At 58.1% G+C, this 23,864-nt stretch carries 24 protein-coding genes; 17 read left to right on the top strand and 7 right to left on the bottom strand.

Annotation, left to right across the window (positions count from 1 at the left end; genetic code table 11):
* Positions 1-32: 32 nt before the first annotated feature.
* Positions 33-1,217, bottom strand: coding sequence for an MFS transporter (locus BW686_RS04570; protein ID WP_179149172.1), 1,185 nt, complete (start codon positions 1,215-1,217; stop codon positions 33-35).
* A 176-nt stretch (positions 1,218-1,393) separates the two neighbouring features.
* Here BW686_RS04570 and BW686_RS04565 point away from each other — a divergent pair, with 176 nt between their 5' ends.
* Positions 1,394-2,527 carry a lactonase family protein gene (locus BW686_RS04565; RefSeq protein ID WP_084914722.1) on the top strand — a complete coding sequence of 378 codons (1,134 nt, stop codon included), beginning with the start codon at positions 1,394-1,396 and terminating at the stop codon, positions 2,525-2,527.
* 62 nt (positions 2,528-2,589) lie between these two features.
* Here BW686_RS04565 and BW686_RS04560 read toward each other — a convergent pair whose 3' ends face one another.
* Together BW686_RS04560 and BW686_RS04550 are read right to left on the bottom strand one after the other, a co-directional pair.
* Entirely contained in the window at positions 2,590-4,179 is a 1,590-nt protein-coding gene (locus BW686_RS04560) for an ABC-F family ATPase (protein ID WP_084914720.1), read from the bottom strand.
* Between the two features lie 381 nt (positions 4,180-4,560).
* Positions 4,561-5,403 (bottom strand): lipopolysaccharide biosynthesis protein, encoded by an 843-nt coding sequence (locus BW686_RS04550; protein WP_084914716.1) that lies wholly within the window; start codon positions 5,401-5,403, stop codon positions 4,561-4,563.
* 1,046 nt (positions 5,404-6,449) lie between these two features.
* Between BW686_RS04550 and BW686_RS04540 the strand changes: the two genes are divergently transcribed.
* The 15 genes from BW686_RS04540 (at position 6,450) to BW686_RS04470 (ending at position 19,294) form a co-directional block, all read left to right on the top strand.
* Entirely contained in the window at positions 6,450-7,151 is a 702-nt protein-coding gene (locus BW686_RS04540; protein ID WP_084915066.1) for a DUF3053 domain-containing protein, read from the top strand.
* Positions 7,152-7,239: 88 nt separating this feature from the next.
* On the top strand, positions 7,240-7,776 hold the full coding sequence (locus BW686_RS04535; protein ID WP_084914710.1) for a GNAT family N-acetyltransferase: 537 nt from the start codon (positions 7,240-7,242) through the stop codon (positions 7,774-7,776).
* A gap of 45 nt (positions 7,777-7,821) precedes the next feature.
* Positions 7,822-8,445: a glutathione S-transferase family protein gene (locus tag BW686_RS04530; RefSeq protein WP_084914707.1), complete on the top strand. Its 624-nt coding sequence runs from the start codon at positions 7,822-7,824 to the stop codon at positions 8,443-8,445.
* A gap of 72 nt (positions 8,446-8,517) precedes the next feature.
* Positions 8,518-8,943, top strand: a complete 426-nt coding sequence (locus BW686_RS04525) for a DUF3830 family protein (RefSeq protein ID WP_084914704.1) — start codon at positions 8,518-8,520, stop codon at positions 8,941-8,943.
* A 114-nt stretch (positions 8,944-9,057) separates the two neighbouring features.
* Positions 9,058-9,501, top strand: coding sequence for a hemerythrin domain-containing protein (locus BW686_RS04520; protein WP_084914701.1), 444 nt, complete (start codon positions 9,058-9,060; stop codon positions 9,499-9,501).
* Positions 9,502-9,549: 48 nt separating this feature from the next.
* Positions 9,550-9,909, top strand: coding sequence for a 2-oxoacid ferredoxin oxidoreductase (locus BW686_RS27055; protein WP_084914699.1), 360 nt, complete (start codon positions 9,550-9,552; stop codon positions 9,907-9,909).
* A 336-nt stretch (positions 9,910-10,245) separates the two neighbouring features.
* On the top strand, positions 10,246-11,097 hold the full coding sequence (locus BW686_RS04510; protein WP_084914696.1) for a transporter substrate-binding domain-containing protein: 852 nt from the start codon (positions 10,246-10,248) through the stop codon (positions 11,095-11,097).
* Between the two features lie 63 nt (positions 11,098-11,160).
* Positions 11,161-11,823 carry an amino acid ABC transporter permease gene (locus BW686_RS04505; protein ID WP_084914694.1) on the top strand — a complete coding sequence of 221 codons (663 nt, stop codon included), beginning with the start codon at positions 11,161-11,163 and terminating at the stop codon, positions 11,821-11,823.
* Positions 11,824-11,832: 9 nt separating this feature from the next.
* A complete protein-coding gene (locus BW686_RS04500) occupies positions 11,833-12,495 on the top strand; it encodes an amino acid ABC transporter permease (protein WP_084914692.1) in 663 nt (220 codons plus the stop codon).
* A complete protein-coding gene (locus BW686_RS04495) occupies positions 12,492-13,283 on the top strand; it encodes an amino acid ABC transporter ATP-binding protein (protein WP_084914689.1) in 792 nt (263 codons plus the stop codon). Before BW686_RS04500 ends, BW686_RS04495 begins: the two co-directional genes overlap by 4 nt.
* A gap of 40 nt (positions 13,284-13,323) precedes the next feature.
* Positions 13,324-13,710 (top strand): RidA family protein, encoded by a 387-nt coding sequence (locus BW686_RS04490; protein WP_084914687.1) that lies wholly within the window; start codon positions 13,324-13,326, stop codon positions 13,708-13,710.
* A gap of 28 nt (positions 13,711-13,738) precedes the next feature.
* Positions 13,739-14,503, top strand: coding sequence for an IclR family transcriptional regulator (locus tag BW686_RS04485; RefSeq protein WP_084914684.1), 765 nt, complete (start codon positions 13,739-13,741; stop codon positions 14,501-14,503).
* A gap of 16 nt (positions 14,504-14,519) precedes the next feature.
* On the top strand, positions 14,520-15,725 hold the full coding sequence (locus BW686_RS04480; RefSeq protein ID WP_084914682.1) for an amino acid deaminase: 1,206 nt from the start codon (positions 14,520-14,522) through the stop codon (positions 15,723-15,725).
* 26 nt (positions 15,726-15,751) lie between these two features.
* Positions 15,752-16,675 (top strand): sugar kinase, encoded by a 924-nt coding sequence (locus BW686_RS04475; protein ID WP_084914677.1) that lies wholly within the window; start codon positions 15,752-15,754, stop codon positions 16,673-16,675.
* A 129-nt stretch (positions 16,676-16,804) separates the two neighbouring features.
* On the top strand, positions 16,805-19,294 hold the full coding sequence (locus tag BW686_RS04470) for a UvrD-helicase domain-containing protein (protein ID WP_179149171.1): 2,490 nt from the start codon (positions 16,805-16,807) through the stop codon (positions 19,292-19,294).
* Positions 19,295-19,331: 37 nt separating this feature from the next.
* On the opposite strand, the gene BW686_RS04465 is transcribed toward BW686_RS04470, so the two are convergent.
* Positions 19,332-19,598 carry a DUF1652 domain-containing protein gene (locus tag BW686_RS04465; RefSeq protein WP_084914674.1) on the bottom strand — a complete coding sequence of 89 codons (267 nt, stop codon included), beginning with the start codon at positions 19,596-19,598 and terminating at the stop codon, positions 19,332-19,334.
* Between the two features lie 390 nt (positions 19,599-19,988).
* On the opposite strand from BW686_RS04465, the gene BW686_RS04460 reads away from it, so the two are divergent.
* The gene (locus tag BW686_RS04460; protein WP_084914672.1) at positions 19,989-21,068 is read left to right on the top strand and encodes a polyamine ABC transporter substrate-binding protein; all 1,080 of its coding nucleotides are present in this window, start codon (positions 19,989-19,991) and stop codon (positions 21,066-21,068) included.
* Between the two features lie 22 nt (positions 21,069-21,090).
* Here BW686_RS04460 and BW686_RS04455 read toward each other — a convergent pair whose 3' ends face one another.
* Genes BW686_RS04455 through BW686_RS04445 form a run of 3 tightly spaced genes read right to left on the bottom strand, consistent with a single transcriptional unit; the run spans position 21,091 to position 23,663 of the window.
* A complete protein-coding gene (locus tag BW686_RS04455) occupies positions 21,091-21,804 on the bottom strand; it encodes an ABC transporter ATP-binding protein (protein WP_084914669.1) in 714 nt (237 codons plus the stop codon).
* A gap of 3 nt (positions 21,805-21,807) precedes the next feature.
* Positions 21,808-22,656: an ABC transporter permease gene (locus BW686_RS04450; protein ID WP_084914667.1), complete on the bottom strand. Its 849-nt coding sequence runs from the start codon at positions 22,654-22,656 to the stop codon at positions 21,808-21,810.
* Positions 22,653-23,663, bottom strand: coding sequence for an aliphatic sulfonate ABC transporter substrate-binding protein (locus BW686_RS04445; protein ID WP_084914664.1), 1,011 nt, complete (start codon positions 23,661-23,663; stop codon positions 22,653-22,655). Before BW686_RS04445 ends, BW686_RS04450 begins: the two co-directional genes overlap by 4 nt.
* Positions 23,664-23,864 lie beyond the last annotated feature (201 nt).

Below are 23,864 nucleotides of genomic sequence, written 5' to 3'. Positions count from 1 at the left end.
GCTTATGCCCGAAAGACACTGCCACGTCTTTTTCAAGAGCGCTGGCCAGCCTTGCGGGACAGCCAGATCGTCAGGCCGAGCGCAGACAATGAGAGCAGCGACGCGTAGAAAAAGATCCAGTCATAACCTTGGCCCAAAGCGATGGCGCCCATTACCGGACCGGCAATCGCCAGTGCCAGGTCGAAGAACACCGCATAGGCACTCAACCCCGCACCGCGGCTGGGTGTCGGGACGTTTTTGATGGCTTCCACCCCCAGCGCCGGGTAAACCAGCGACAGCCCCACGCCGGTCAGTCCGGCCCCGGCCAGTGCCATGCCGCTGCTGGGCGAAAGCCACAGCATGACCAGCCCGCAGGTTTCAATGGCCATGCACAGCATGGCTGCGTTATAGCCGCCAAGCCGATTGATGGCGCCGATGAACAATAAGCGCGCGAGGATGAAACACACGCCGAACATGCTCAGGCAGTAGGCAGCGCCTTCCCAGCCACGGCTCAGATAGAACAGCGTGATGAACGTGGTCAGCGTGCCGTAGCCGATGGAAGACAGGGTCAGGCCCAGACCATAGGGCGCTATTCTGCCGAACACGGACCAGTAGGGAAGACGCTCGCCGACGATGACCGGCACTGACGGCTTGTGGCGAATCAACCAGAGCGCTAGCCCCGACATCGCGATCAAGGCGACTCCCAGGCTATTGAAACCTGCCGTGTCGATGACCACCACGCCCAGCGGCGCACCAATAGCGATTGCGCCATAGGAGGCAATGCCGTTCCATGAAATCGAGCGGGCCGTATGTTCCGGCCCGACCTTGCCGATGCACCAACTGATGGTGCCGACTCCGATCAGTCCTTGAGAGACGCCCAGAAACAATCGCGCGGTGATCAGAATCGACAGGCTGACCGTCGCAAACTCATGAAGCAGGGTGGCCATTAGCGTCAGCACGCCACTGATGCCGATGCCCCACAGTCCGAACACGATCGAACGCTTGCTGCCCAGCGTGTCCGTCGCCCGACCGGCAAAGGGCCGGCTGAGCAGGGTGGCCAGGTATTGCGAAGCAATGGTCAGCCCGGCGATCAACGGGCTGAAGCCTAGTTGATCGTGGACGTAACCGGGCAGTACCGCGATAGGCAGACCGATGCACAGGAAGGCAATGAACGTATAGAAAACGATGGAGACGATCTGCAGGGTGATATTCGGGGCATCGGGTTGCGTGACAGGCATTGGACTCTTCGCTGGCAGGCGGTGGGAGTGCCTCATCATGGCGCGCGTCGCGGAGAAAAGAAAGCAGGCTACCGTTTTTAGGCGGGCGGCTCATCATCCGGTTGCTGTTGTGTAGAGATGGTCATAGGATGACTGATCACGCAACAACTCAAACCATAAAAATAAAAAGGTTCACCATGAGAAAAATCCTGATGCTGGCTGCTGCGGTCGGATGTTCGTTCGGCCTGCCTGTCCAGGCTTCCACCTTTGCTTATATCTCCAGCCCCGCAGATGGGCTGATCTCCCAATATCGCCTGGACGAGCAAGACGGAGCGCTCAGCCTTGTCGAACAGACCAAGGCGGGTGATCAGGTCAATCCGATGGCCCTCTCACCCGATGGCAAGGCGTTATTTGCTGCGCTGCGTGCAAAACCCTATCAGGTACTGAGCTTCACCATAGAGCCTGAAACAGGGCATCTCAAGCCGCTGAGTCAGGCGCCCCTGGCGGAAAGCCTGGCGTACCTTTCAACCGACCGCAGCGGGCGCTTTCTGTTGGGTGCGTCCTACGGCGCAGACCTGATCAGCGTTCAGCCTATCGATGCGCAACACCGTCCCAGCGACAGCATTGCAACCTACAAGACGGGCATGCATGCGCATTCGGTGCGCACCGACCCGAGTAATCGTTTCGTTTACGCCGGTAATCTGGGGGTCGACCGCGTCCTGCAATACCGGCTTGAACCCAAGGACGGCAAACTCGTCCCCATCGGTAAAGGCTTTGTGACGGTTCCCGACAATACCGGCCCGCGCCACCTTGCGTTTTCGCCCGATGGCCGGTTTCTGTACGTGGTGGGCGAAATGAGCGGCACGGTCACAGCGTTTGCGATCAATGAAAAAACCGGTGCCTTGAAACAGGTGAGCCAGGCTGGCGGTATTCCAGAGCGCTTGAAACTTGCGCCAGGTCAGGTCCGCGATGCACGCAATAACGACCTCAAGGATGATCCTGTGCCACGTGTCTGGGCCGCAGATATACGTCTTGCGCCGGACGGCAAGTGGTTGTTTATCAGCGAACGAACCACCAGCAGTGTGTCGGTGTTCAGTGTTGATCCGGGCAAGGGCAAATTGACGTTTGTTGAAAACTACCCGGTTGAGGAAAAGCAGCCGCGTAACATTGCGGTATCACCCAACGGGCGCTGGTTACTGGTCAGCGGAGAAAAAAGCGACAAAATCGGCAGTTACGCGATTGGTGCGGACGGCGCTTTGAAGCGGGTCAGCGAGGCACCTTCCGGCAAGGGTGCTTTGTGGATCGAGATGCTGAGTCAGCCGAAACCGTAAACGGCCCAATCAAAAAAGCCCTGTCACAGGACAGGGCTTTTGGTACCGCCAGACGACAAGGCTTAGAACGAAACGCCCTGACTGCGCAGGTAGTCATCGTAGGTGCCGCTGAAGTCGATCACGCCGCTGGGGCTGAGTTCGATGATGCGGGTTGCCAGGGAAGACACGAACTCGCGGTCATGGCTGACGAAGATCAGCGTGCCCGGGTAGTTTTCCAGCGCCAGGTTCAGCGCCTCGATGGATTCCATGTCCAAGTGGTTGGTGGGTTCGTCCATGACCAGCACGTTCGGCTTTTGCAGGATCAGCTTGCCGAACAGCATACGGCCCTGTTCACCACCGGAAATCACCTTCACCGACTTGAGGATCTCGTCGTTGGAGAACAGCATGCGGCCTAGCGTGCCGCGTACCATTTGCTCACCGCCTTGCGTCCACTGGCCCATCCAGTCGAAGAGGGTGCAGTCATCCTCGAAATCGTGGGCGTGGTCCTGGGCGTAGTAGCCGAGTTCCGCTGCATCGGTCCATTTCACGGTGCCCGCATCCGGGGTCAGTTCGTTGACCAGGGTGCGCAGCAGGGTGGTCTTGCCAATACCGTTCGGGCCGATGATTGCAACGCGTTCGCCTGCTTCAACCTGGAAGCTGAAGTCCTTGAACAGTGTCTTGCCGTCAAAGCCTTTGGCCATGCGATCAACAATGACCGCCTGACGGTGCAGCTTTTTGGTCTGTTCGAAACGGATGAACGGGCTCACACGGCTCGAAGGCTTGACCTCGGCCAGCTGGATCTTGTCGATCGCCTTGGCGCGGGAAGTTGCTTGCTTGGCTTTCGAGGCGTTGGCCGAGAAGCGGCTGACGAACGATTGCAATTCGGAAATCTGCGCCTTCTTCTTGGCGTTGTCCGACAGCAGTTGCTCGCGCGATTGGGTCGCCACGGTCATGTACTCGTCGTAGTTGCCCGGGAACAGGCGCAACTCGCCGTAATCCAGGTCAGCCATGTGAGTACACACGCTGTTCAGGAAGTGACGGTCGTGGGAGATGATGATCATCAGGCTGTTACGCTGGGTCAGAATGTTTTCCAGCCAGCGAATGGTGTTGATGTCCAGGTGGTTGGTCGGTTCGTCGAGCAACAGCACTTCCGGATCGGAGAACAGCGCCTGAGCCAGCAGAACGCGCAGCTTCCAGCCCGGCGACACTTCACTCATCGGGCCGTTGTGCTGCTCGATGCCGATGCCCAGGCCCAACAGCAATTCGCCAGCGCGGGACTCGGCGGTGTAGCCGTCCATTTCCGCAAACTCGGTTTCCAGCTCGGCCACGGCCATGCCGTCGTCTTCGCTCATTTCCGGCAGCGAGTAGATACGGTCGCGCTCGGCCTTGACCTTCCACAGCTCTTCGTGACCCATGATCACGGTGTCGAGCACGGTGAATTCTTCGTAGGCGAACTGATCCTGGCGCAGCTTACCCAGACGCACGTTCGGCTCCAGCATCACCTGACCACCCGACGGCTCGAGATCACCGCCCAGGATTTTCATGAATGTGGATTTACCGCAGCCGTTCGCGCCAATCAGGCCGTAACGGTTACCGGCGCCGAACTTGACCGAGACATTCTCGAACAAAGGTTTGGGGCCGAACTGCATCGTGATGTTAGCTGTGGAGATCAATTACTTTACCTATCAATAACTTGGGCAATAACTGGAGGAGCGCTGGTGTCAGCAGCGGGTACCGCGTTCGATACCGGCCATAGCTGTTCAGCCCGCTCCGCCTGAGCATGAGCTGATCCAACGGGCATACGTCGACAGCAACGTCAGCCTGCCATGACCGCGTTGCCGGGATATGAATGTGGGGGTTCATGCCAGACATTGGCGCGCATTGTCGCATAGGTCGGGCGGCAGTGACATGGTGGGTGATGCAGGATTGCAGCGTCTGCCGGGTTATCCAGGCATCCGTGATGGCGAGCATCCGTTTCTTTTGGCGTCCAGAGTGGGCTTTTCCGGATCAATGCGACTGCGGTGGCAAAAGGGCCAGCGACTCGGCGCCGCTGTTCACAGGGTGTTGTTACTGACGGCGCTTACTTTGCGTCGGGCTTCATCAATACTCATCCTGGGGATGATGTCGTGGGGGACTCTCGAGCTTTCCGACAAATTGAACACCTGAAAGTCGTCGCCCATTACATGCTTTGACATGAGTTCGAGCGAAGGAAGAATTCTTGATTCGTAGTGCTGATCCAGACCGCAAGGCGAGCGCGAGTCTGTCGAAGATTCATAGAATCTGCCCGCAGACTGGTTCAAATCAAAACCGACCAGAAAGACGGTATCGAAACCCAAGTGGTGAGCGAGTTGCAATGCCAGGTACATGACCGTACGCGCATCAAAAAAGCCTAGCTCCAGGTTTTTACTGAAGCCGATGTCTCTGCTTCGACTGCTCCACAGCGACAGCTTTCGGACCAATGCTTCCTCCCTTGAACAAAGGGCAGCCACCGTTGATGAGCGCGCTGATTTCTTCAGTGCATAAGCGCGTCCGGCAGGCTTTGGAATGCCGGATTGAAACTGGTCTTCCCAGAGGCCCACATTCTCGCTGCCACGCAGGGCTGCGGCGAAGAGTTCAGGCTGCTGATTAGGAAAATCCCGGTCGGAGCATACATAGAACAACGGTTTGATTTTCGTCCCGGCAAACATCGAGAACGCACCGTTCATTGTGATCATGGGGGTGTTTGCAAACTCCCTGACCGGAAAATCGCCGGCAGAGCTTCCTGAGCCAATCAGGAAGACAGGGCCTTTCCGGGTGCCCTTGCACGTGCTGAAATCAAACACACGTGCAGGTGGGAGAGCGTAGTCGCTAACGGACTCGCGTATATAACCGGTCGCATTGATTGAGGGACTAGTCATAACTACTCTGTCAGCACTAGTGGCAAATTGGTTTCGATACGTGGCACACACGGTAATTGCAAGTGGCCACTTATTCAATATCAAATAGTTTCAGAATCGTATCACACTGGAAACATTAGATTGCAAGCAGATTACTCATTGCGGCAGTGTGCCTCACATCTAAGTATTGTCCTGATAGCGCGTGCAATGTTGATCACTAGTTAGTGTTAATTGGCCAGTATTGATAAGGGGGCGCTGATATCGCTGACGTCAGCGAGGAATCTCGACATGAACTAAGCGGCGCGTGTGATCCAGAGAAAGGGCCCGCTAGCCCGACTGTCGCCGGGCTGGCTTTTTCTGGTGAATTTAGAACTGGCTATTTGTTGAGCAATAGCTAGCCGGATTTCCGTTCCTGTCGTTTTTTCCTGAGCCAGCTCCCCAACGCATGAAATGGGTGAATGAACATCGCGATCGCTCCAAGCAGAAAGACGATGGAGATAAGAATCAGGCCCAGGCCTTCGTGTGCAAACATCGTGATTGACTCCTGTTGTTCACGTTGCAGGTCCGGAGAAGGCTAGTCGCTGAAACGTTTCACCTCATGAAGAATTGTTAAGGAACTTTTTTCCGTGTGCTCATCAGGCAGCATTTGCGTGGGGCACAGGAATACATGGGCTCTCGGAAAGTCGTAGTCAGTTTTTTAAACTATTGATAAATAACATTTTTATTTTTGTGATTGGTGAATGCTATTTTTCGACATCTCAAGCAACGGAGTTGCGAAATTCGGCTGGCTATCTGTCTGGAAAATCTCGCTCATCCTGACGGCCTCTGCCGTAACGCGCTGCGCCAGTATCGTTAACGCCTCGATTCCAGCCTGATCGCCACGCCGCGGTCCGCCGTTTCAAACGCTGAAGTCCAGTCATTCGAATAGCGTGCGGCTCGGACCTTTAACCCCGTATCTTTACCGTCATCGCGGAACTAGATGATGTCATGACGAGACTATAAGCACGCTCGTGTTCAGTGAACGGTGTTCCTGGACGTGCATTCTTATGATTTCGGAGGTTCATGACATGAAGTCCCTTTTCCGTCCAGGCTTGTTGCTGGCAGTCGCGTTACCCTTGTTTCTGGCTGGCTGCGGCGACAAGGAGCCTGAGCAGCGCACGGCGTTCACTCAGTTCCTGCAAACCCGCATTATCGACAAGCCAGGCCTGCATGTGCCCAAGCTGACGGAAGACGAGAAGAAAGCCTTTGGCGATTACAGCTCGCACTACGCCGTGATTTCCGACTTCGGAGCGGGCATGGACACTGCGGTGCAGCCTCTCAGCGGGTTGATGCAGAAGGGGTCGTTTCACTCGGTCAGCGATGTCATCGAGCGTCGTGCCGACCTTGCTGCGGTGCAGACAGGCCTTGATGAGGTCGGTGAAAAACTGACCGTCGAACAAGGCAAGGCCGATGCGGCGCATGCGAAGCTGAAACAGCCTGATGATTTGAAAGTTGTCTACGACAAGGCTTACGACCGTACAGTCAGCGTGCCGGCGAACACCTTTCGCGAAGTCTTGCCGCAGATCAAAGGTACCTTCGCCAGCGGTCTGAAGGTTGCTGACTACGTTGAGGCGCACAAGTCGCAAATCGATATTTCGGGTTCGGCGATTACCGTCAAAGACCCGGTGGTGCAGACCGAACTCAATAAACTGCTGCAAGAGCTGAATGAGCAAGGCAAAAATGCTCAGCAAGCTCAAGCGCGTCTCCAGTCGCTCATGACCGGACGCTAAAACCGGCGCCCCGGCAGCCGTGCCGGGCCTGCCCGCATGTCGGGTATGATCCGGGTTCCAGTCCTTGGCACCCGGATCAACTGAGACCATGACCGTAACCCCTTCCTTCATGATGACACTGCGCGACGCCTCGGCCGCAGACTCGGTCTGCCTGAGCGCGCTCGGCCTGCAGGTTTTTCTCGACACCTACGCCACGCAGGGCATCCGGGAGTCCATCGCAAGAGAAGCCCTCGACGCGTTTTCCCCCGCAGCCTTTGCGCGTCTGCTTGCTGAGCCGGCAACGCTTGTTATCGTGGCAGAGTCAAAGGGGCATCTGATCGGCTTTGCTCAGGTCACGTTGCGCACGGATCACCCAATGCTTGGCGACTCGACTGCCGCTGAACTGCAGCGTCTGTACATACAAGAGCGTTTCACCGGGCGCGGAGCCGGCCAACGGTTGCTAGATGCCGCCGAACAACGTGCCGCTGCTCAGCATGCCTCGCAGCTGTGGGCGACCGTCTGGGTGGGTAACGAGCGCGCTCTGGGGTTTTATCCGCGCCGTGGCTACCAGATGAAGGGCTCGCCGCACTATGCATTGCAGGACGAAATACACGAGAATCGCCTGTTCGCTAAATGTGTGATGTGAGCGCTTAGATCACTGAAAGACGTGGCTCTGCAACCAGGAGGCTGAATGTTACGAGTATTAGGGAAGGCATCGTCTATCAACGTGCGCAAAGTGCTGTGGGTGTGTGAAGAGTTGAACATACCGTTCAGTCAGGAGGACTGGGGCAGTGGCTTCAAACGCACTGACACTGACGAGTTCATGGCCCTTAATCCCAATGCTATGGTGCCGGTCATTGTCGATGATGATTTTGTGTTGTGGGAATCCAACAGCATCCTGCGCTATCTGGCTGCCCGTCACGATGGCCGCTGTCTTTATCCGCAAGAGCCACAGGCAAGAGCGCGGATCGATCAATGGATCGATTGGCAAAGTGCAGACCTGAACAGATCATGGGCCTATGCATTCATGTCTCTGGTACGCCGCTCGACCGATCATCAAGACGCATTGGCCACGGCTGCGTCCTGCGCGAATTGGGCCCGGCACATGCAGATACTCAATCAACAGCTCGAGGTCACGGGTGCTTATGTCGCCGGGCAAACATTCACGCTGGCCGACATTCCCGTGGGGCTTTCAGTCAACCGCTGGTTCGAGACACCGCTTGAACATCCGCATCTGCCAGCGGTGAACAGGTATTACGAGCGTTTGAGCAGTCGACCCGGGTACCTCGTGTATGGCCGAAACGGAACTCCGTGACGCCGTATGATGGCCGCGTTTATGCTTTCGCACCCGTTTCGGGTTTCGAAGCTTTCAAGGAGTCCTTTTTCAGTGACCACCATTAAAATTACCGCCGGCGGGTATGAGTTTCTGGCCGAAGCCAATCCGGACGCGCCGCAGACGGTCGAAGCGTTTCTGAAGTTGCTGCCTTACCGGCAGAAGTTCATCCATGTGCGCTGGAGCGGTGAAGGCTGCTGGGTGCCGCTGGATGATTACCAGTTGAAGCTTGATGACAAACTGATCGGCTTCGAGAACGCGACCAGCCACCCTTCGGTGGGCGATATTCTGTTCTATCCGGGCGGCTACAGTGAAACCGAGATTCTCCTGGCCTACGGTTCGTGCTGCTTTGCCAGCAAAATGGGCCAGTTGGCGGGCAATCACTTTCTGACGATTACCCAAGGCAAGGAAAACCTGCGCAAACTGGGCGTCAAAACGTTGTGGGAAGGCGCTCAGGACGTGGTTTTCGAACGGGCTTGAGTTCGCTTCTACAGCACGATAGTCATTTGCCAGCATTTCTTGGAACTGCTGATCTTCCCCAAGGGTCTAGTCCACAATGCTTCCATCTCCCGGAAGCCACCAGGAGACCAGACCTTGAATATTTTCGAAGCCCTGCGCGAAAGCCATGACCGTCAACGCGGCTACGCCGATGCACTCATCAAGACCAGTGGCGACAGTGCCGAACGCGAGCAGGCGTACAAGCAGCTCAAGGAAGAGCTTCAAGCCCACGAGACTGCGGAAGAGCGTCATTTCTACATTCCATTGATGGCCCACGACAATGGTGTGGACCTCAGCCGTCATGCCATTTCCGAGCACCATGAAATGGATGAAATGATGGAAGAACTCGACGAAACCGAGATGTCCAGTCCTGCCTGGTTGGCGACCGCGAAAAAGCTTTCGGAAAAAGTGCATCACCACTTGAAGGAAGAAGAGCAGAAGTTCTTCCAGATGGCGGGAAAGTTGCTCGACGACAAACAGAAAGAGACGCTGGCCGGCGAATACGTGAAAGAGTACGAAGAGCAATTGGCCGAGAGCTGAGGCTGCGTAGCAGTGCTAGAATCGGCTTTTTATCAGCGCAGGCATGACATGAAGTTTCTGTTTCTGACAAGCGTCACAATGATATCCGCAGCGATGCTGGCCGGGTGCGCGGCACCTTCCAGCTCGGCGCGCTCGGCGGGACCGTCCAAGGTACTGTCCAGCGCCAAGCAGGACAGCGCCGTGGCTCAGTGCATTCAGGTGACCTGGCAGAACGAGGCCATGTTTGGCACGTCTTCGGACGTGTTCATGCATGACCTGGCTGAAGGCGGCTTTACGGTGTTCACCACCGAGACCAGGTATTTCGCGGACGTACACGCCAAGGGCTCGGTCACCACCGTTGAGTTCTATGCACCGCAAGGCGATCCCCAGACGGCCTTGCGGTCTGCAGCGATTGCCACCTGTCTCTGATTCTCGTCCCCACACGGGGGCTTTACTCAGCGTGATGCTGCGGTTTGAGCCCCGTTTCCGGATGCGTCAGCGCTTTTATTATCGATGCCCGCTATCGGCGCGCACGCACACGCGTGGGGCCTTATCACTCAAATGTGACAAAAGGTAGCGGCGCCCCCTTAAAGATACCTTCATCTTTTCGCGTTGCTTCCCTTCACCAGCCTGTTGATTTGCTTCGGCTTTTTTATGCGGTGTTTTCTGCCTGTCTCCTGTGGCACACTTTCTGCTGTCTATTCCGTTGTTACATACCAGTGTCCGCTATAGCGGAATAACGAATACCTCGGCGGAGTTTATGTCATGCATCGCGGACCTTCTTTTCTGAAAGCTTGTGCATTTGTTCTTGCAGCCTCATTCACGCTTGCCAACACGGCGCAGGCGGCCGAGGGCAGCAAACTGGACGCGGTGTTGAAACGCGGCAACCTGATCGTCGGCACGGGCAGCACCAATGCGCCGTGGCATTTTCAGGGCGCGGACGGGAAGCTGCAGGGGTTCGATATCGACATCGGCAGAATCATCGCTAAAGGCCTGTTCAATGACCCGAGCAAGGTCGAGTTCGTGGTGCAGTCGTCGGATGCGCGGATACCCAATCTGCTGACCGACAAGGTCGACATCAGTTGCCAGTTCATCACTGTCACCGCCAGCCGTGCGCAACAGGTGGCCTTTACCTTGCCGTATTACCGCGAAGGCGTGGCCTTGCTGCTACCGGCCAACAGCAAATTCAAGGAAATCGATGACCTGAAAGCGGCGGGCGATGGCGTGACCGTTGCGGTGCTGCAAAACGTGTACGCCGAAGAGCTGGTCCATCAGGCGCTGCCCAAGGCCAAGGTCGATCAGTACGACAGCGTCGACTTGATGTATCAGGCCATCAACTCCGGTCGTGCCGACACGGCCGCCACCGATCAGTCTTCGGTGAAATACCTGATGGTGCAGAACCCTGGCCGTTACCGCTCACCGGCTTTTGCCTGGAGCCCGCAAACCTACGCGTGCGCCGTCAAACGGGGCGATCAGGACTGGCTGAACTTCGTCAACACCGCTTTGCATGAGGCCATGACCGGTGTCGAGTTCCCGGCGTATGCCGCTTCGTTCAAGCAATGGTTTGGCGTGGACCTGCCCGTCCCGGCAATCGGTTTCCCGATGGAATACAAATAAGTCCACTCTGACCTTCGAGGGCAGGGAGGGCTGTTCAGTCCTTTCTGCCAGGTACGGGCACGCATGAATTATCAATTGAATTTTGACGCCGTATGGCGCGACTTTCCCAACCTGCTGGCAGGGTTGGGCCTCGGGCTGGAACTGGCCCTGATCTCGATCGCCATCGGTTGCGTGATCGGTCTGATGAACGCTTTTGCACTGTTGTCGCGTTACCGTGCGCTGCGGATCGTGGCCTCGATCTACGTGACGGTGGTGCGTAACACGCCGATTCTGGTGTTGATCCTGCTGATCTACTTCGCCTTGCCCGGACTTGGCATTCGCCTCGACAAGCTGGCGTCATTTGTAGTCACGCTGTCGCTGTACGCAGGGGCCTACCTGACTGAAGTGTTTCGTGCCGGTCTGCTGAGCATCCACAAAGGGCAGCGCGAGGCAGGGCTGGCCATCGGCCTGGGTGAATGGCAGGTGAGGGCTTACATCATTGTGCCGGTCATGTTGCGCAATGTGTTGCCAGCGCTCTCCAACAACTTCATCTCACTGTTCAAGGACACGTCGCTGGCGGCGGCCATTGCAGTACCTGAACTGACCTATTACGCGCGCAAGATAAACGTCGAAAGCTACCGGGTCATCGAAACCTGGCTGGCGACCACGGCACTGTACGTGGTGGCCTGCTACGTGATTGCGATGCTGTTGCGCGCCCTTGAACAACGTCTGGCGATTCGCCGCTAGGAGGCTGTCATGTATCAACCCCCTGGCTGGTTGCAGGAGTTGTGGACCGCACGAGAAGTGCTCTGGTCGGGTTTTCTGACCAGTATTCAATGTTCGGCGCTGGCCATTGTGGCGGGCACGCTGATCGGCATGTGTGCCGGTCTGGTGCTGACCTATGGCGGGTTCTTCGCACGATTGCCGGTGCGCCTGTATGTCGACCTGATTCGCGGCACGCCAGTGTTCGTTCTGGTACTGGCGGTTTTCTACATGGTGCCTGCGCTGGGCTGGCAGATCAGCGCGTTTCAGGCGGGAGCAATAGGCTTGACGCTGTTTTGCGGCTCTCACGTGTCAGAGATCGTGCGCGGCGCGCTGCAGGCCATCCCACGGGGTCAGATCGAGGCGAGCAAAGCGATTGGCCTGCGTTTCAACCAGACGTTGCGCCATGTGCTGTTGCCTCAGGCCATGCGTCAGATCCTGCCGACCTGGGTCAACTCTTCGACCGAGATCGTCAAGGCCTCGACGCTGCTTTCAGTCATTGGCGTCGCTGAACTGCTATTGAGCACTCAGCAGGTGATTGCCCGCACGTTCATGACCCTGGAGTTCTACCTGTTTGCAGGTTTTCTGTTCTTCCTTATCAACTACGCCATCGAGCTTCTCGGGCGACACATCGAAAAACGGGTGGCCTTGCCATGACACAGACTCATACCGCAACCCCCGGCCCGGCGCTGCTCAGCATTGAGGGCCTGCACAAGTCCTACGGCGATGTGGAAGTGCTCAAGGGCGTCGATTTACGCATGCAGAAAGGCAACGTTGTGACCCTGATCGGCTCCAGCGGGTCGGGGAAGACCACCTTGCTGCGCTGCGTCAACCTGCTGGAAGAGTTTCAGGGCGGTCACATCCGCCTTGAAGGTCAGGACATCGGTTACAGCGACGTCGATGGCAGGCGTGTTCGCCACCCGGAGCGTCTGATCGCGCAACACCGGGCGATGACCGGCATGGCGTTCCAGCAATTCAATCTGTTTCCGCACCTCAGCGCCTTGCAGAACGTGACCCTGGGCCTGCTGAAGGTCAAGAAGATGCCCAAGGATCAGGCGATTGCCCTGGCCGAAAAATGGCTGGACCGGGTCGGGTTGCTGGAGCGACGCAATCACTTTCCCGGCCAGTTGTCGGGCGGACAGCAGCAGCGCGTGGCCATTGCGCGTGCCATTGCCATGAATCCCAGCCTGATGCTGTTCGACGAAGTCACGTCGGCACTCGACCCTGAGCTGGTGGGCGAAGTGCTGAGCGTGATCAAAGACCTGGCCGAGGAGGGCATGACCATGCTGCTGGTCACCCACGAGATGCGTTTTGCCTATGAAGTGTCAGACCAGATCGTGTTCATGAATCAAGGCCGCATCGAAGAGCAGGGGCCACCGAAAATCGTGTTCGAGCAGCCGAAATCGGCGCGGCTGAGCGAATTTCTCAAGAACATCCGTTTTTAACGTTTCACCCCTTTCAACGTTTTAACCCAAGGAGAATTGCATGACTATTACCCGTTATGGTGCAGGCAGCACCGCAGGTGGCGGTCAACCGCGTCCATTTGCCCGAGCGGTAGAGGCCGATGGCTGGCTGCACGTTTCCGGCCAGGTGCCGGCGCAGGATGGCGAGATTATCGTTGGCGGCATCGTCGAGCAGACGCACCAGACCATGCGCAACCTGATCGCAATCCTCGAAGAGGCCGGTTACGACATCAAGGACGTGGTACGCGTCGGTGTATGGCTGGACGATCCGCGGGATTTCTGGAGCTTCAACAAGGTGTTCGGCGAATACTTCAGCCCCGAACACGCCCCGGCACGCGCTTGCGTACAGGCCAGCATGATGGTCGACTGCAAGGTCGAAATCGACTGCATCGCTTACAAGCGCAAGTAGCAGCGGCAAGCTTTCTGAAGGAATGAGCATGACCGAAGACCTCATCAAGCGCCGGGCACGCGGGCTGGACCGGGCGTTCGATATTCTGGATTTCCTCAAGGAAAAGGCCAGGCCCATGCGCCCCAACGAGATCGCCAGCGGCATCGGCAGCCCCAAGTCGACCGTCTACGAACTGGTGGCGTCTTTGCTGGAACGGCGGATTCTGGAGACTGTCGGCAGGGACGGGCATGTCTACCTGGGTCGACAGCTGTACTTTCTCGGTCAGGCACACCTGCGGCATTTCGATTTCACGCGGGAGGCGGAAGCCTGCCTGGGCGACATCGTCAGCCAGACCCGGGAAACCGCGCAAATGTGCCTGCTCAACGGCCGCAAATACACGGTTGCGCTGATGAAGGAGGGTGAACGGCACTTCCGTATTTCGTCGGACATCGGTGAAAACGCTCCGATCCCCTGGACCGCTTCCGGGCGTTTACTGCTCAGTCATCTGACGGACCAGCAGATCATCGACCTCATCGACCCGGATGATTTCGTTTTGCCAGGCGGTGAGCGTCTGCCGCTGGACACCTTTCTGCGCGAGATTCGCCAGGCGGGTGAAGACGGCTTCTTTTCCTTCGATAGCGTGGCCGATACCTTTACCCATTGCTTTGCCGCGCCGGTCAGGGATGAGCAGGGCCAGTGCATCGCGACCTTATGCATCGTCGCGCCACGGGACGACGCCAAAACCCATTACAACGATTATCGGCGGGTGCTGATCGACAGCGCCAATGGCTTGGCTCGCCGGATCAACGAATAACTGCAGGAGTTTACTGATGAGCATCGCCGTCATGGAAAAGGGTACTGCGCAACCGGGTAGCAGCCTGGTCAGCGATGTCAGCCTGCCCGCGCTGGTCATTCACAACAGGGCGCTGGAACACAACATTCGCTGGATGCAGCGCTTTGTCAGCGACAGCGGTGCCGAGCTGGCGCCGCATGGCAAGACCAGCATGGTTCCGGCGTTGTTTCGCCGCCAACTGGACGCGGGCGCCTGGGGCATGACCCTGGCCACCGCGGTACAGACCCAGGCCGCTTATGCCCACGGGGTAAGGCGCGTGTTGATGGCCAATCAACTGGTCGGTACACCCAACATGGCGGTGATCGCCGACCTGCTGGCCGACCCGATGTTTGAATTCCACTGCATGGTCGATCACCCGGACAACGTCGCGGCGCTGGGTGCGTTTTTTGCGGCTCGCGGGCTGCGGCTGAACGTGATGATCGAGTACGGTGTGCCGGGCGGTCGCTGCGGCTGCCGCACCGAAGCTCAGGTGCTGGCCCTGGCGGATGCGGTTCAGGCTCAGCCGGCGCTGGCATTGACCGGCATCGAGGGGTACGAGGGTGTCATCCACGGTGACCAGGCCGTTGCCGGCATCAAGGCGTTCGCAGCGTCGCTGGTGCGTTTGGCGGTCGAGTTGCAGAACAAGGGCGCCTTTGCGCGGGATCGCCCGATCGTGACTGCGTCGGGCTCGGCCTGGTACGACCTGATTGCCGAAGCGTTCGATGCCCAGGCGGTGCGCGAGCGGTTTCTCAGCGTTTTACGACCCGGCAGCTACGTCGTCCATGACCACGGGATCTATAAGGATGCGCAATGTTGTGTGCTGGATCGGCGTGCCGGGTTGAGCGAAGCGCTGCGTCCGGCGCTGGAAGTCTGGGCGCATGTGCCGTCTCTGCCGGAGCCGGGGTTTGCCGTGATCGCCATGGGCAAGCGCGATGTGGCCTACGATGCGGGCCTGCCTAATCCGCTGTTGCGCTACAAACCCGGTGTGTTGGCAGCCTCGGGCGCTGACGTCAGCGCCTGTACGGTCACGGCGGTGATGGATCAGCACGCCTTCATGACGGTTGCGCCCGGTTGCGAGCTGGAGGTGGGCGACATCATTTCCTTTGGTACTTCACACCCGTGTCTGACTTTCGACAAGTGGCGTTCAGGTTGCCTGGTGGATGATGACCTGCGGGTTATCGAGCCTTTCAGTACCTGTTTCTAGTTCAGACCTCTGCAGGAGTTACCGTCATGAGCCTTCCACGAATCGCCCTGATCGGCGAGTGCATGATCGAATTGCAGCAGCACGCCGATGGCAGTCTGCACCAGAGCTTTGGCGGTGACACGCTGAATACCGCTGTCTACCTTTCTCGCCTGCTGGGTGAGCGGGCCAAAGTGGACTATGTCACAGCGCTGGGCGATGACAGTTTCAGCGATGCCATGTGCCGGGCCTGGGCGGACGAGGGGATCGGGCTGGGCAAAGTGCAGCGCATGCCGGGCCGGTTGCCGGGGCTTTACTGCATTCAGACCGATGACAGCGGAGAGCGCCGTTTTCTCTACTGGCGCAACGAAGCCGCTGTGCGGGACTGTTTCATGACGCCGGCTGCCGAGCCGATCCTGTCGGCGCTGGCCAGCTATGACGTGCTGTATTTCAGTGGCATCACGCTGGCAGTCCTGGGCGAACAAGGGCGTGCGCGGTTGCTGGAAGCATTGGGTCGTGCTCGCTTGCGAGGCGTCAGGGTGGCCTTCGACAACAATTACCGGCCTCGTCTGTGGGCCAGTGTCGAGCAGGCACGTGAGGCGTATCTGGCCTGCCTGCCGCATGTCGACCTGGCGTTACTGACCGAAGACGATGAGCAGGCACTCTATGGCTACACCGACAGCGAACAGTTGCTGGCGGCTTATCGCGAACGCGGCATCGGCGAAGTGGTCGTCAAGCGTGGCGCACAGAGCTGCCTGATCGAGGCGGGTGGCGAGCATTTTGAAATCGAGCCCCAGCAGGTGAACAATATTGTTGATACCACGGCAGCCGGAGATTCGTTCAGTGCTGCCTATCTGGCTGCGCGGCTGATGGGTGAACACCCCCGACAGGCCGCTGAAGCAGGGCATCGTCTTGCCGGTGTGGTCATTCAGCATCGCGGTGCCTTGATACCGAAATCCGTCATGCCGGTTTGATAGCACTTGCCATATTGCATGCAGTTGATCGGCTAACGCACTGACAGCAAAGCATTTCACTGGAACCTGCAGGCGAATCCGGCCACCATAGGCGCTTATTCTGCCTGCAAGCCACCCAATGGAGTCTGCGTGCCCGACGACCTGCCTTCCGAGCTTCCTCATGACCTGGATGTCGATCTGCTACCGCCACGGCAGTTGCCGTTTCTCAGGCGTCTGCTGGCACGCGTGATGGGACGCAGCCTGACAAGGCTGGGTTCGCAGCACACGCCCTCCTGGTTTCAGGGGCACGCCGACGGTTACCTGAACGGGCATATCGAAGGTGTCAGCGAGGGCTATGCCGAAGGTTATCTCGATGGTCAGGAGCTGGGCCGTCAGGTGCTGGTGATCAACGACAAGCGCCCGGCCCTCCATCGCGGACCGAAGGTGGACGATCACCTGTTCGACGACTGGCGGCTGGCGCTGACGCCCGAACTGAAAAGACGCATCAAGGGCGACGTGGCTGAAAAGCTTCCGGCTCACGCCCAGCCCAGCGCTGCGCAGTGGAAAATGATTTTCAGTGACACACCGTCCACCTACGTGATCGCAGGCGCCGGGGCGGGCAAGTCCACATCGCTGGTGTTGCGAATCCTGCTGCTGCATCACTACCTGGGCTTTGAACTGAATGCGATGACGGTCGTGACCTTCACGCGTGAATCGCGCAAGGACTTCATCAACAAGCTGATCGACGTCATGGCCCTGTGGGGGCACGCAGTGGACCAAAAGCAGGCCAGAGACGTGGTGCGCACCTTTCACTCGCGCATTCTGCCACTGGTGCGCAGCCTGCCGGGGTTTGAACAGCTGCGTGCGTTCGAAAACCTCAGTAGCCAGGCATCGGGCCAGGAAGAGGCGGACAGCAACCCTTTCGATCTGCGCATCAATGACGCGCAGCGCCAGCAATTGAACCTCTGCTATCGCGATCTGTACGCCAGCAATCCGCGTTTTCGCGAGGTCATGGCGCCGCTGTATCGCCATGCCTTGCAGCTCAAGGAGCTGGACCGCGATCACCCGGACGTGCAGAAACGCGTCGCTGTGACAGAGCTTTCCTCTAAACGGGATGAGGAATGGTGTGACACCGTTGAGGACCTGTGGATCCGGGCTGGCGCCTGGCCCATAAAAGGCATTGAGCCTATGCGCCAAGCGGTTGAAATCAATGGTTTTCCTTTCCATTTTCACGGCTATATCGCTGAGCTGGATGCATGGGTCGTACTGGGGCTGGATGCCAGCGAAGACCAGCAGCTCAAACGGCCGGGCGCTAAGTTGCCGGTATGGGCCGAGGGCGTCATAAAGCGCACCCTGTTTCAAGCTTTCTGCAGCAAGCCGCTGATATGGTTCGATAATTACCGTTCTGCCAGCGAAGTCTTGCAGTCATTGTCAGGCACGGCGGTGGCCGGACCGGGGTTCGAATATCGGGTCAAGGGTGAACTGGGCGCTGCGCCGCTGCTGGACTGTTTTGTCACGGCGGCCAGTTTTATCGAGAACCTCGGCCTGGATGTACCGGATGCTGTCGCCAATATGAGCTTTGCCAGCGATGACCCGGACCGTTTCTTTTTCGAAGCGCTGAGCCTGTTCTGGAAGGCCTTCGAAAATCACCTGCAGGCCCAGACGCCTCCGATCATGACCTACAACCGGATGTTTGCCCTGTTCGGTGAAACATCGCCGGAAAACCTCAAGCATGTCAGTGATGAGAGGCTGAGGCCGCTGTCGCACCTGATGATCGACGAGTTTCAGGACGTGTCGCCACAGATAGTGTCGTGGATACGCGCCAGCCTGAGGGAGATCCGGCGTCGTGGTCCTGCCCTGCACGTGGGACGGATTGCACAGCGTTCTTCGCTGCTGTGCGTGGGCGATGACTGGCAATCGATCTACGGGTGGCGGGGCAGTTCGCCGAAATACTTCATGGAGTTCGCTAAAGAGTTTTCATCACCGGCCACCACCAAAGTCATGCTCAGTGAGAATTTCCGCAGCCATCAGCACATTATCGACGCCGCCGAGCACATCGTTCGTGCAGCCCCGGCCATTCCGGGCAAAAAGGCTCGCGCCAGTGGTGCGCCTCAGGAGCTGCTGCCGGTCAAAGTGCTGGACCGCGACGAAAACGAACTGGCCGAGCGTGTAGCCGAGCACTACAACGATGGCGACTCGATTCTGCTGCTCTATCGCAAGGGAAGCGAGAAGGCCCGGTTTGCCGAGCGCCTGCAGGCATTGATCGACGCCGACGCTGCAATGGGGCACCAGGGCCGCCGTATCAAAACCCTGACGTATCACAGCTCCAAGGGGTTACAGGCGGATGCGGTGTTCTTGCTGGGAGATTGTCAGCACCTGACCGTATCGCCTTACAAGAATCAGGTCTATCGGCTGGCTGGGCTGGGCGACGCTAACGATCTTCAGCCGTTCGACACCGCACAGAAAGACGAAGTCTTGCGTCTGGCTTATGTGGCCATTACGCGCTCGGCGCGGCATTGCTATTGGTACATCGACGAAAGTGCAGGGGCCGCAGACGGCGCTCATATGCCCAAGGCATCTGACCGGGTGGCTCGAGACAAGCCATTCTTTGATGATAGGCGCAGGACTCGTGCGGGCTGAGCCTCAGGCAGCGTGGGGGGAGTTCACATCGACCCGTTCAGGAAAACCCGACCATTTGCTGAGGCGTGTGCGAGCCAAATAATTCGAGCTCATCCTCGATAGCCTCGATGATGCGCTCGACATCGGCTGCGTTCATAACCGTAGAACAAGGCAAGCCTGCAATGGCCACCACTGTTTCGCCACTGGCGCGATCGAACAGTCGGGCAATCATGCTCCCAGGTGCATCCATAGAGGCTTCAAAGCCGACCGGATGGAAGTGCCAGCGCATCAATTGGCAAGCATTGGGAAAAGTGACTTTGTTCATGACGATGGCCCACCTGAATAAACCGAACACTTACTGTGCTCTACGGGGTAGGCAGACCAAGGCAGGATTGATCAGGTAAAGCCATGCTTGCCGGACGATGACTGGCGCTTCCATTCATCTGTCGGAACGTTGCTTTACGGCAAGACTGCCAAGCGGTCTGACGAGTATTGAAAATAGCACTTGCGAAGCCGTTTCTGGAAAAAATTTTTATGACGGTGAGTGAGAAATTCAATGACATGAACGGCATCATGAAAAGGGATGGCCGGGCACGTTCTGTGCAGCGCTATTTGCAATCAAGAAACGCTGAAATAGAGCGGATTTTACTCGAACGAAGGTGGTTTTCCCGCAGCGCCTGGGGCAAGCTGTCGCTATTGACCCGAGGAGCTGCGCATGCTGAAAAAATCCTTTGCCGCACTCATGATGCTGGCCTCGACCAGCCATGCGGCGGAGACGGTCAATATCTACAACTGGACCGATTACATTGCGCCGGACACACTGAAAAACTTCGAAGCTGCCACGGGCTATAAAACTTCCTACGAGACGTTTGACAGCAACGAGGCATTGAATGCAAAGCTGGTCGCGGGCCATTCCGGCTATGACCTGGTCTTTCCGTCCATTCATTTCATGGGCCGACAGGTCGAGAAAGGCCTGCTCAAGACCCTCGACAGAAGCCAGTTACCTAACTGGAAGAACCTCAATCCGGTGCTGCTCAAGGCACTGGAGGCCGGGGATCCGGGCAACAAGCACGGTTTTCCCTACCTGTGGGGCAGCACCGGAATCGGCTACGACGCCGTCAAGGTCAAGGCGATACTCGGTAAAGATGCGCCGCTTGATTCCTGGGACCTGGTACTGAAACCTGAGAACATGAAAAAGCTCGCCCAGTGCGGTGTTGCGTTTCTGGACAGCGCGCCAGCGCTCTTGCCCATTACCCTGAACTACCTCGGTTTGCCGCCTCACAGCGAAGTGCCGAGCGACTATGCACAGGCCAAGGCGGTACTCGACAGCGTCAGGCCGTATATACGGAATTTCAGTTCTGCCGATTACATTGCCGACCTGGCAGCAGGGAAAGTCTGCGTGGCCGTCGGCTACTCCGGGGATATCTCCCAGGCCCAGGCGTTGGCTGAAAAAGCGGGCAATGGCTCGACAATCAACTACGTGGTGCCCAAAGAGGGCGCGCCGATGTGGTTCGACATGGTTGCCATCCCTGCCGATGCCCAAGACACCAAGGGCGCTTACGCCTTCATGAATTACCTGTTGCGGCCGGAAGTGATCGCGAACATCACCAACACCGTGCATTACGCCAACGGTAACGAGAAAGCGGATGCCTTGATCAGTCCAGCCCTCTGGACCGACACCGATGTCTACCCCGATGCAGAGATGTTGAGCCGGTTATTCGTGATGGTTCAGGTGCCAGTCAATATCGAGGTGCTGCGCCTGGGCATCTGGGACGCCTTCAAGGCTGATCATTGAACGTCCAGCCCGATATCCCGGTTCAGATGAGGTGAGCCTGATGCAATCCGGTCAACACCTGGGCTTTCAGCCGGGCCAGTAGCGGGTCACGTCGATCCCTTGGCGCGTGCAGCCCGACCGGCAGTTCATGGGTAATCGTGCCGGGCCGGTTGCCCATCACCAACACGCGGTCGCCCAGGTACAACGCTTCGTCGACATCGTGAGTGACCAGCAGCAGGGTGATGGCGTGACGCCGGGCCAGTTGCAGCAGCAAGTCCTGAAGTTTCATGCGAGTGAATGCGTCCACCGCGCTGAAAGGCTCATCCAGCAGCAATATGGCCGGGTGCGAGTAAAGGCCTCGAGCGAGTGCCACACGTTGCGCCATTCCCCCTGAGAGCGCCTTTGGCAAGGTGTCGGCAAAACCGGACAGCCCCACTTCTTCGATCAGTTGGGCGACCCAGGCGCGGTCGTAGCCGTCATCGTCGCTGAAACCGATGTTCTGCTCGACGGTCAGCCAGGGCATCAGACGCGGTTCCTGGAACACAAAAGCAACCTCGCCCTGGACACGCGCCACCGAGCCACGAAAGTCCTGCTCCAGCCCGGCGACTATTCTGAGCAGCGTACTCTTACCGCAGCCGCTGGGGCCGAGCAGGCTGACAATTTCGCCCGATTGCAGTGACAGGGCGATGTCACACAGCACCGTGTTGCCGGCGAAGACCTTGCGTTCTACCCGAATGTCCATCAACGAATCCGGCATTGATCACCCCTCACGGCGCTGACCGTTGAATGTGTCTCGCCAGGCGAGGCAACGTTTTTCCAGGCCCGCCAGCACGCCGTCGCTCAGCTTGCCCAGGGTTGCCAGAACAATAATGGCAGCCAGCACGATGTCCGGACGCGAGGTTTCCCGGCCGTCACTGAGCAGGTAGCCCAAGCCTTTGGTGGCCGCGATCAACTCGGCAGCCACCAGAAACATCCACGCCAGGCTCATGCCGCTGCGCAAGCCGGTGAACAGGCCGGGCAGGGCGGCGGGCAGCAGAATGCGCCGGGTCAGTCGGTAGCGGCTGAACCCGTACATCTGGCCGACTTCCACCAGCTTGCGGTCAATGCCACGAATCGCTGCCACACCGTTGAGATACACCGGGAAAAACGCGCCAATCGCAATCAGCACGACTTTCGAGGTTTCGCCGATGCCCAGCCACAGCAGCAAAAGCGGCACCCAGGCCAGGCTCGGGATCGAGCGCAGCCCGGCGAACGTCGGCTCCAGGTAAGCCTCCGCCTCGCGACTGAGGCCCACCCAGGCGGCAAACACCAGCGCCAGACTGGCACCGATGAAAAAGCCGCTGAGTACGCGCAACAGGCTGGCACTGACGTGTTTCCACAAGGCGCCGTCAGCCAGATCGCGCAGTGTCAGCACGATATCGCTGGGCGCGGGCATCTGATACGACGGCAACCAGCCGATGCGCACGACTATTTCCAGCACGACAATGATCAAGGCGGGAACCACCAGCCCCTTGAGCGGCGTCCTGTAACGCTGATCACGTGTGCCCTGCGCGCTGTCAGGCAAGGCTGGTTGCGCCACGGCAGGCAAGGATTCGTCCCGGCGGGTCATGGGGCTGCGATCACGGCTTTGGAGAAGTCAGGCGTGATCAACTGATCGATCACTTGTTCGACATTCACGCCTTTGCGCACCAGCTCTTCGGACACCAGAATCGGCGCCGCCGATTTGGACGCCTCTACATCGTTAGCGCTCAGTTGCGGGTTGCTCAGGTCGGTGCGGGACAATTGCAGTCGGGCGACTTCCAGCGGCAGTCCGGACTCTGTGGCGAGTAATTTGGCCAGCTCATCCGGGTTGCTCACGGCCCATTCGCGGGCTTTTTCGTAGGCGCTCAATACTGTTTTGATCGCTTGTGGATGCTCTTTCGCATAGGTTTCTGTGACGCTCAAAACACCGTAGCTGTTGAAGTCCTTGTTACGGTAAAGCAGGCGGGACCCGGACTGGAGTTCACTGGCCGCCATGTGCGGGTCAAGCCCGGCCCAGGCGTCTACGTCATCTTTCTCGAGGGCCGTACGACCGTCTGGATGCTGCAGGTGCAGCAACTCGACATCATCCTTTTTCAATCCGGCCTGTTGCAGGGCACGCAGCGTGAACAGGTAGGGATCGGTGCCCTTGGTGGCCGCGATTTTCTTGCCTTTCAGCTCGGCAACCGATTGCAGGGGCGAATCCTTGCGCACGACCAACGCGGTCCATTCTGCCCGGCTGTAGACGTAGACAGACTTGATCGGGCTGCCGTTGGCGCGGGCCAGCACGGCGGAGAGGCTGGCGGACGAAGCAAAATCGACGCTGCCGCTGTTCAGGTATTCCAGCGAGCGATTACTGCCCTGACTCAGCACCCAGGTCACCCTGGCCTCCGGCAGCGCTTTTTCCAGCCAGCCGAAATGCTTGAGTGCCAAGCTTACCGGTGAGTAATAAGCGTAATCCAGGCGTACTTCAGAAGGTGCCGTTTCAGCGGCTTGTGCCACGCCCTGCTGGCTCAGTACGACTGCGCAGGCCGTAACCATCCAGCGAATCAGAGCGCGGGGCGTCTGTAACCGAAAAGAAACAGGGGGTTGTGGCATAGTGAGGCGTCCAGATCAGGGAAACGTGGCTGCAATAACGGATTTGCATATTTCAAAATCAGCAGTCCGAAGGGTATGAAATTCACAAATGGAATATTGCATGCTCTGTGCCAAAGGCATGAGAGCCTCGCCGTTCAAGGGCTCAGGGTGTTTTTCAAGCGCTGTCTGATGTTGCTCGGGTAGCAACCTGTTGAAGGGCTG

Origin of the sequence: Pseudomonas syringae (assembly GCF_002157375.1) — a bacterium.
Lineage (GTDB): Bacteria > Pseudomonadota > Gammaproteobacteria > Pseudomonadales > Pseudomonadaceae > Aquipseudomonas > Aquipseudomonas syringae_T.
The sequence above is the reverse complement of the archived record's forward strand: the minus strand, read 5'-3'. Positions and strand labels throughout refer to the sequence as shown.

Coding starts and splice junctions, on each gene's coding strand:
- BW686_RS04450 (WP_084914667.1), bottom strand. CDS start 22,656: ATGACCCGCCGGGACGAATCCTTGCCTGCCGTGGCGCAACCAGCCTTG.
- BW686_RS04445 (WP_084914664.1), bottom strand. CDS start 23,663: ATGCCACAACCCCCTGTTTCTTTTCGGTTACAGACGCCCCGCGCTCTG.
- BW686_RS04485 (WP_084914684.1), top strand. CDS start 13,739: ATGACCGAAGACCTCATCAAGCGCCGGGCACGCGGGCTGGACCGGGCG.
- BW686_RS04570 (WP_179149172.1), bottom strand. CDS start 1,217: ATGCCTGTCACGCAACCCGATGCCCCGAATATCACCCTGCAGATCGTC.
- BW686_RS04500 (WP_084914692.1), top strand. CDS start 11,833: ATGTATCAACCCCCTGGCTGGTTGCAGGAGTTGTGGACCGCACGAGAA.
- BW686_RS04495 (WP_084914689.1), top strand. CDS start 12,492: ATGACACAGACTCATACCGCAACCCCCGGCCCGGCGCTGCTCAGCATT.
- BW686_RS04530 (WP_084914707.1), top strand. CDS start 7,822: ATGTTACGAGTATTAGGGAAGGCATCGTCTATCAACGTGCGCAAAGTG.
- BW686_RS27055 (WP_084914699.1), top strand. CDS start 9,550: ATGAAGTTTCTGTTTCTGACAAGCGTCACAATGATATCCGCAGCGATG.
- BW686_RS04465 (WP_084914674.1), bottom strand. CDS start 19,598: ATGAACAAAGTCACTTTTCCCAATGCTTGCCAATTGATGCGCTGGCAC.
- BW686_RS04475 (WP_084914677.1), top strand. CDS start 15,752: ATGAGCCTTCCACGAATCGCCCTGATCGGCGAGTGCATGATCGAATTG.
- BW686_RS04505 (WP_084914694.1), top strand. CDS start 11,161: ATGAATTATCAATTGAATTTTGACGCCGTATGGCGCGACTTTCCCAAC.
- BW686_RS04510 (WP_084914696.1), top strand. CDS start 10,246: ATGCATCGCGGACCTTCTTTTCTGAAAGCTTGTGCATTTGTTCTTGCA.
- BW686_RS04490 (WP_084914687.1), top strand. CDS start 13,324: ATGACTATTACCCGTTATGGTGCAGGCAGCACCGCAGGTGGCGGTCAA.
- BW686_RS04460 (WP_084914672.1), top strand. CDS start 19,989: ATGCTGAAAAAATCCTTTGCCGCACTCATGATGCTGGCCTCGACCAGC.
- BW686_RS04540 (WP_084915066.1), top strand. CDS start 6,450: ATGAAGTCCCTTTTCCGTCCAGGCTTGTTGCTGGCAGTCGCGTTACCC.
- BW686_RS04550 (WP_084914716.1), bottom strand. CDS start 5,403: ATGACTAGTCCCTCAATCAATGCGACCGGTTATATACGCGAGTCCGTT.
- BW686_RS04535 (WP_084914710.1), top strand. CDS start 7,240: ATGACCGTAACCCCTTCCTTCATGATGACACTGCGCGACGCCTCGGCC.
- BW686_RS04455 (WP_084914669.1), bottom strand. CDS start 21,804: ATGCCGGATTCGTTGATGGACATTCGGGTAGAACGCAAGGTCTTCGCC.
- BW686_RS04565 (WP_084914722.1), top strand. CDS start 1,394: ATGAGAAAAATCCTGATGCTGGCTGCTGCGGTCGGATGTTCGTTCGGC.
- BW686_RS04480 (WP_084914682.1), top strand. CDS start 14,520: ATGAGCATCGCCGTCATGGAAAAGGGTACTGCGCAACCGGGTAGCAGC.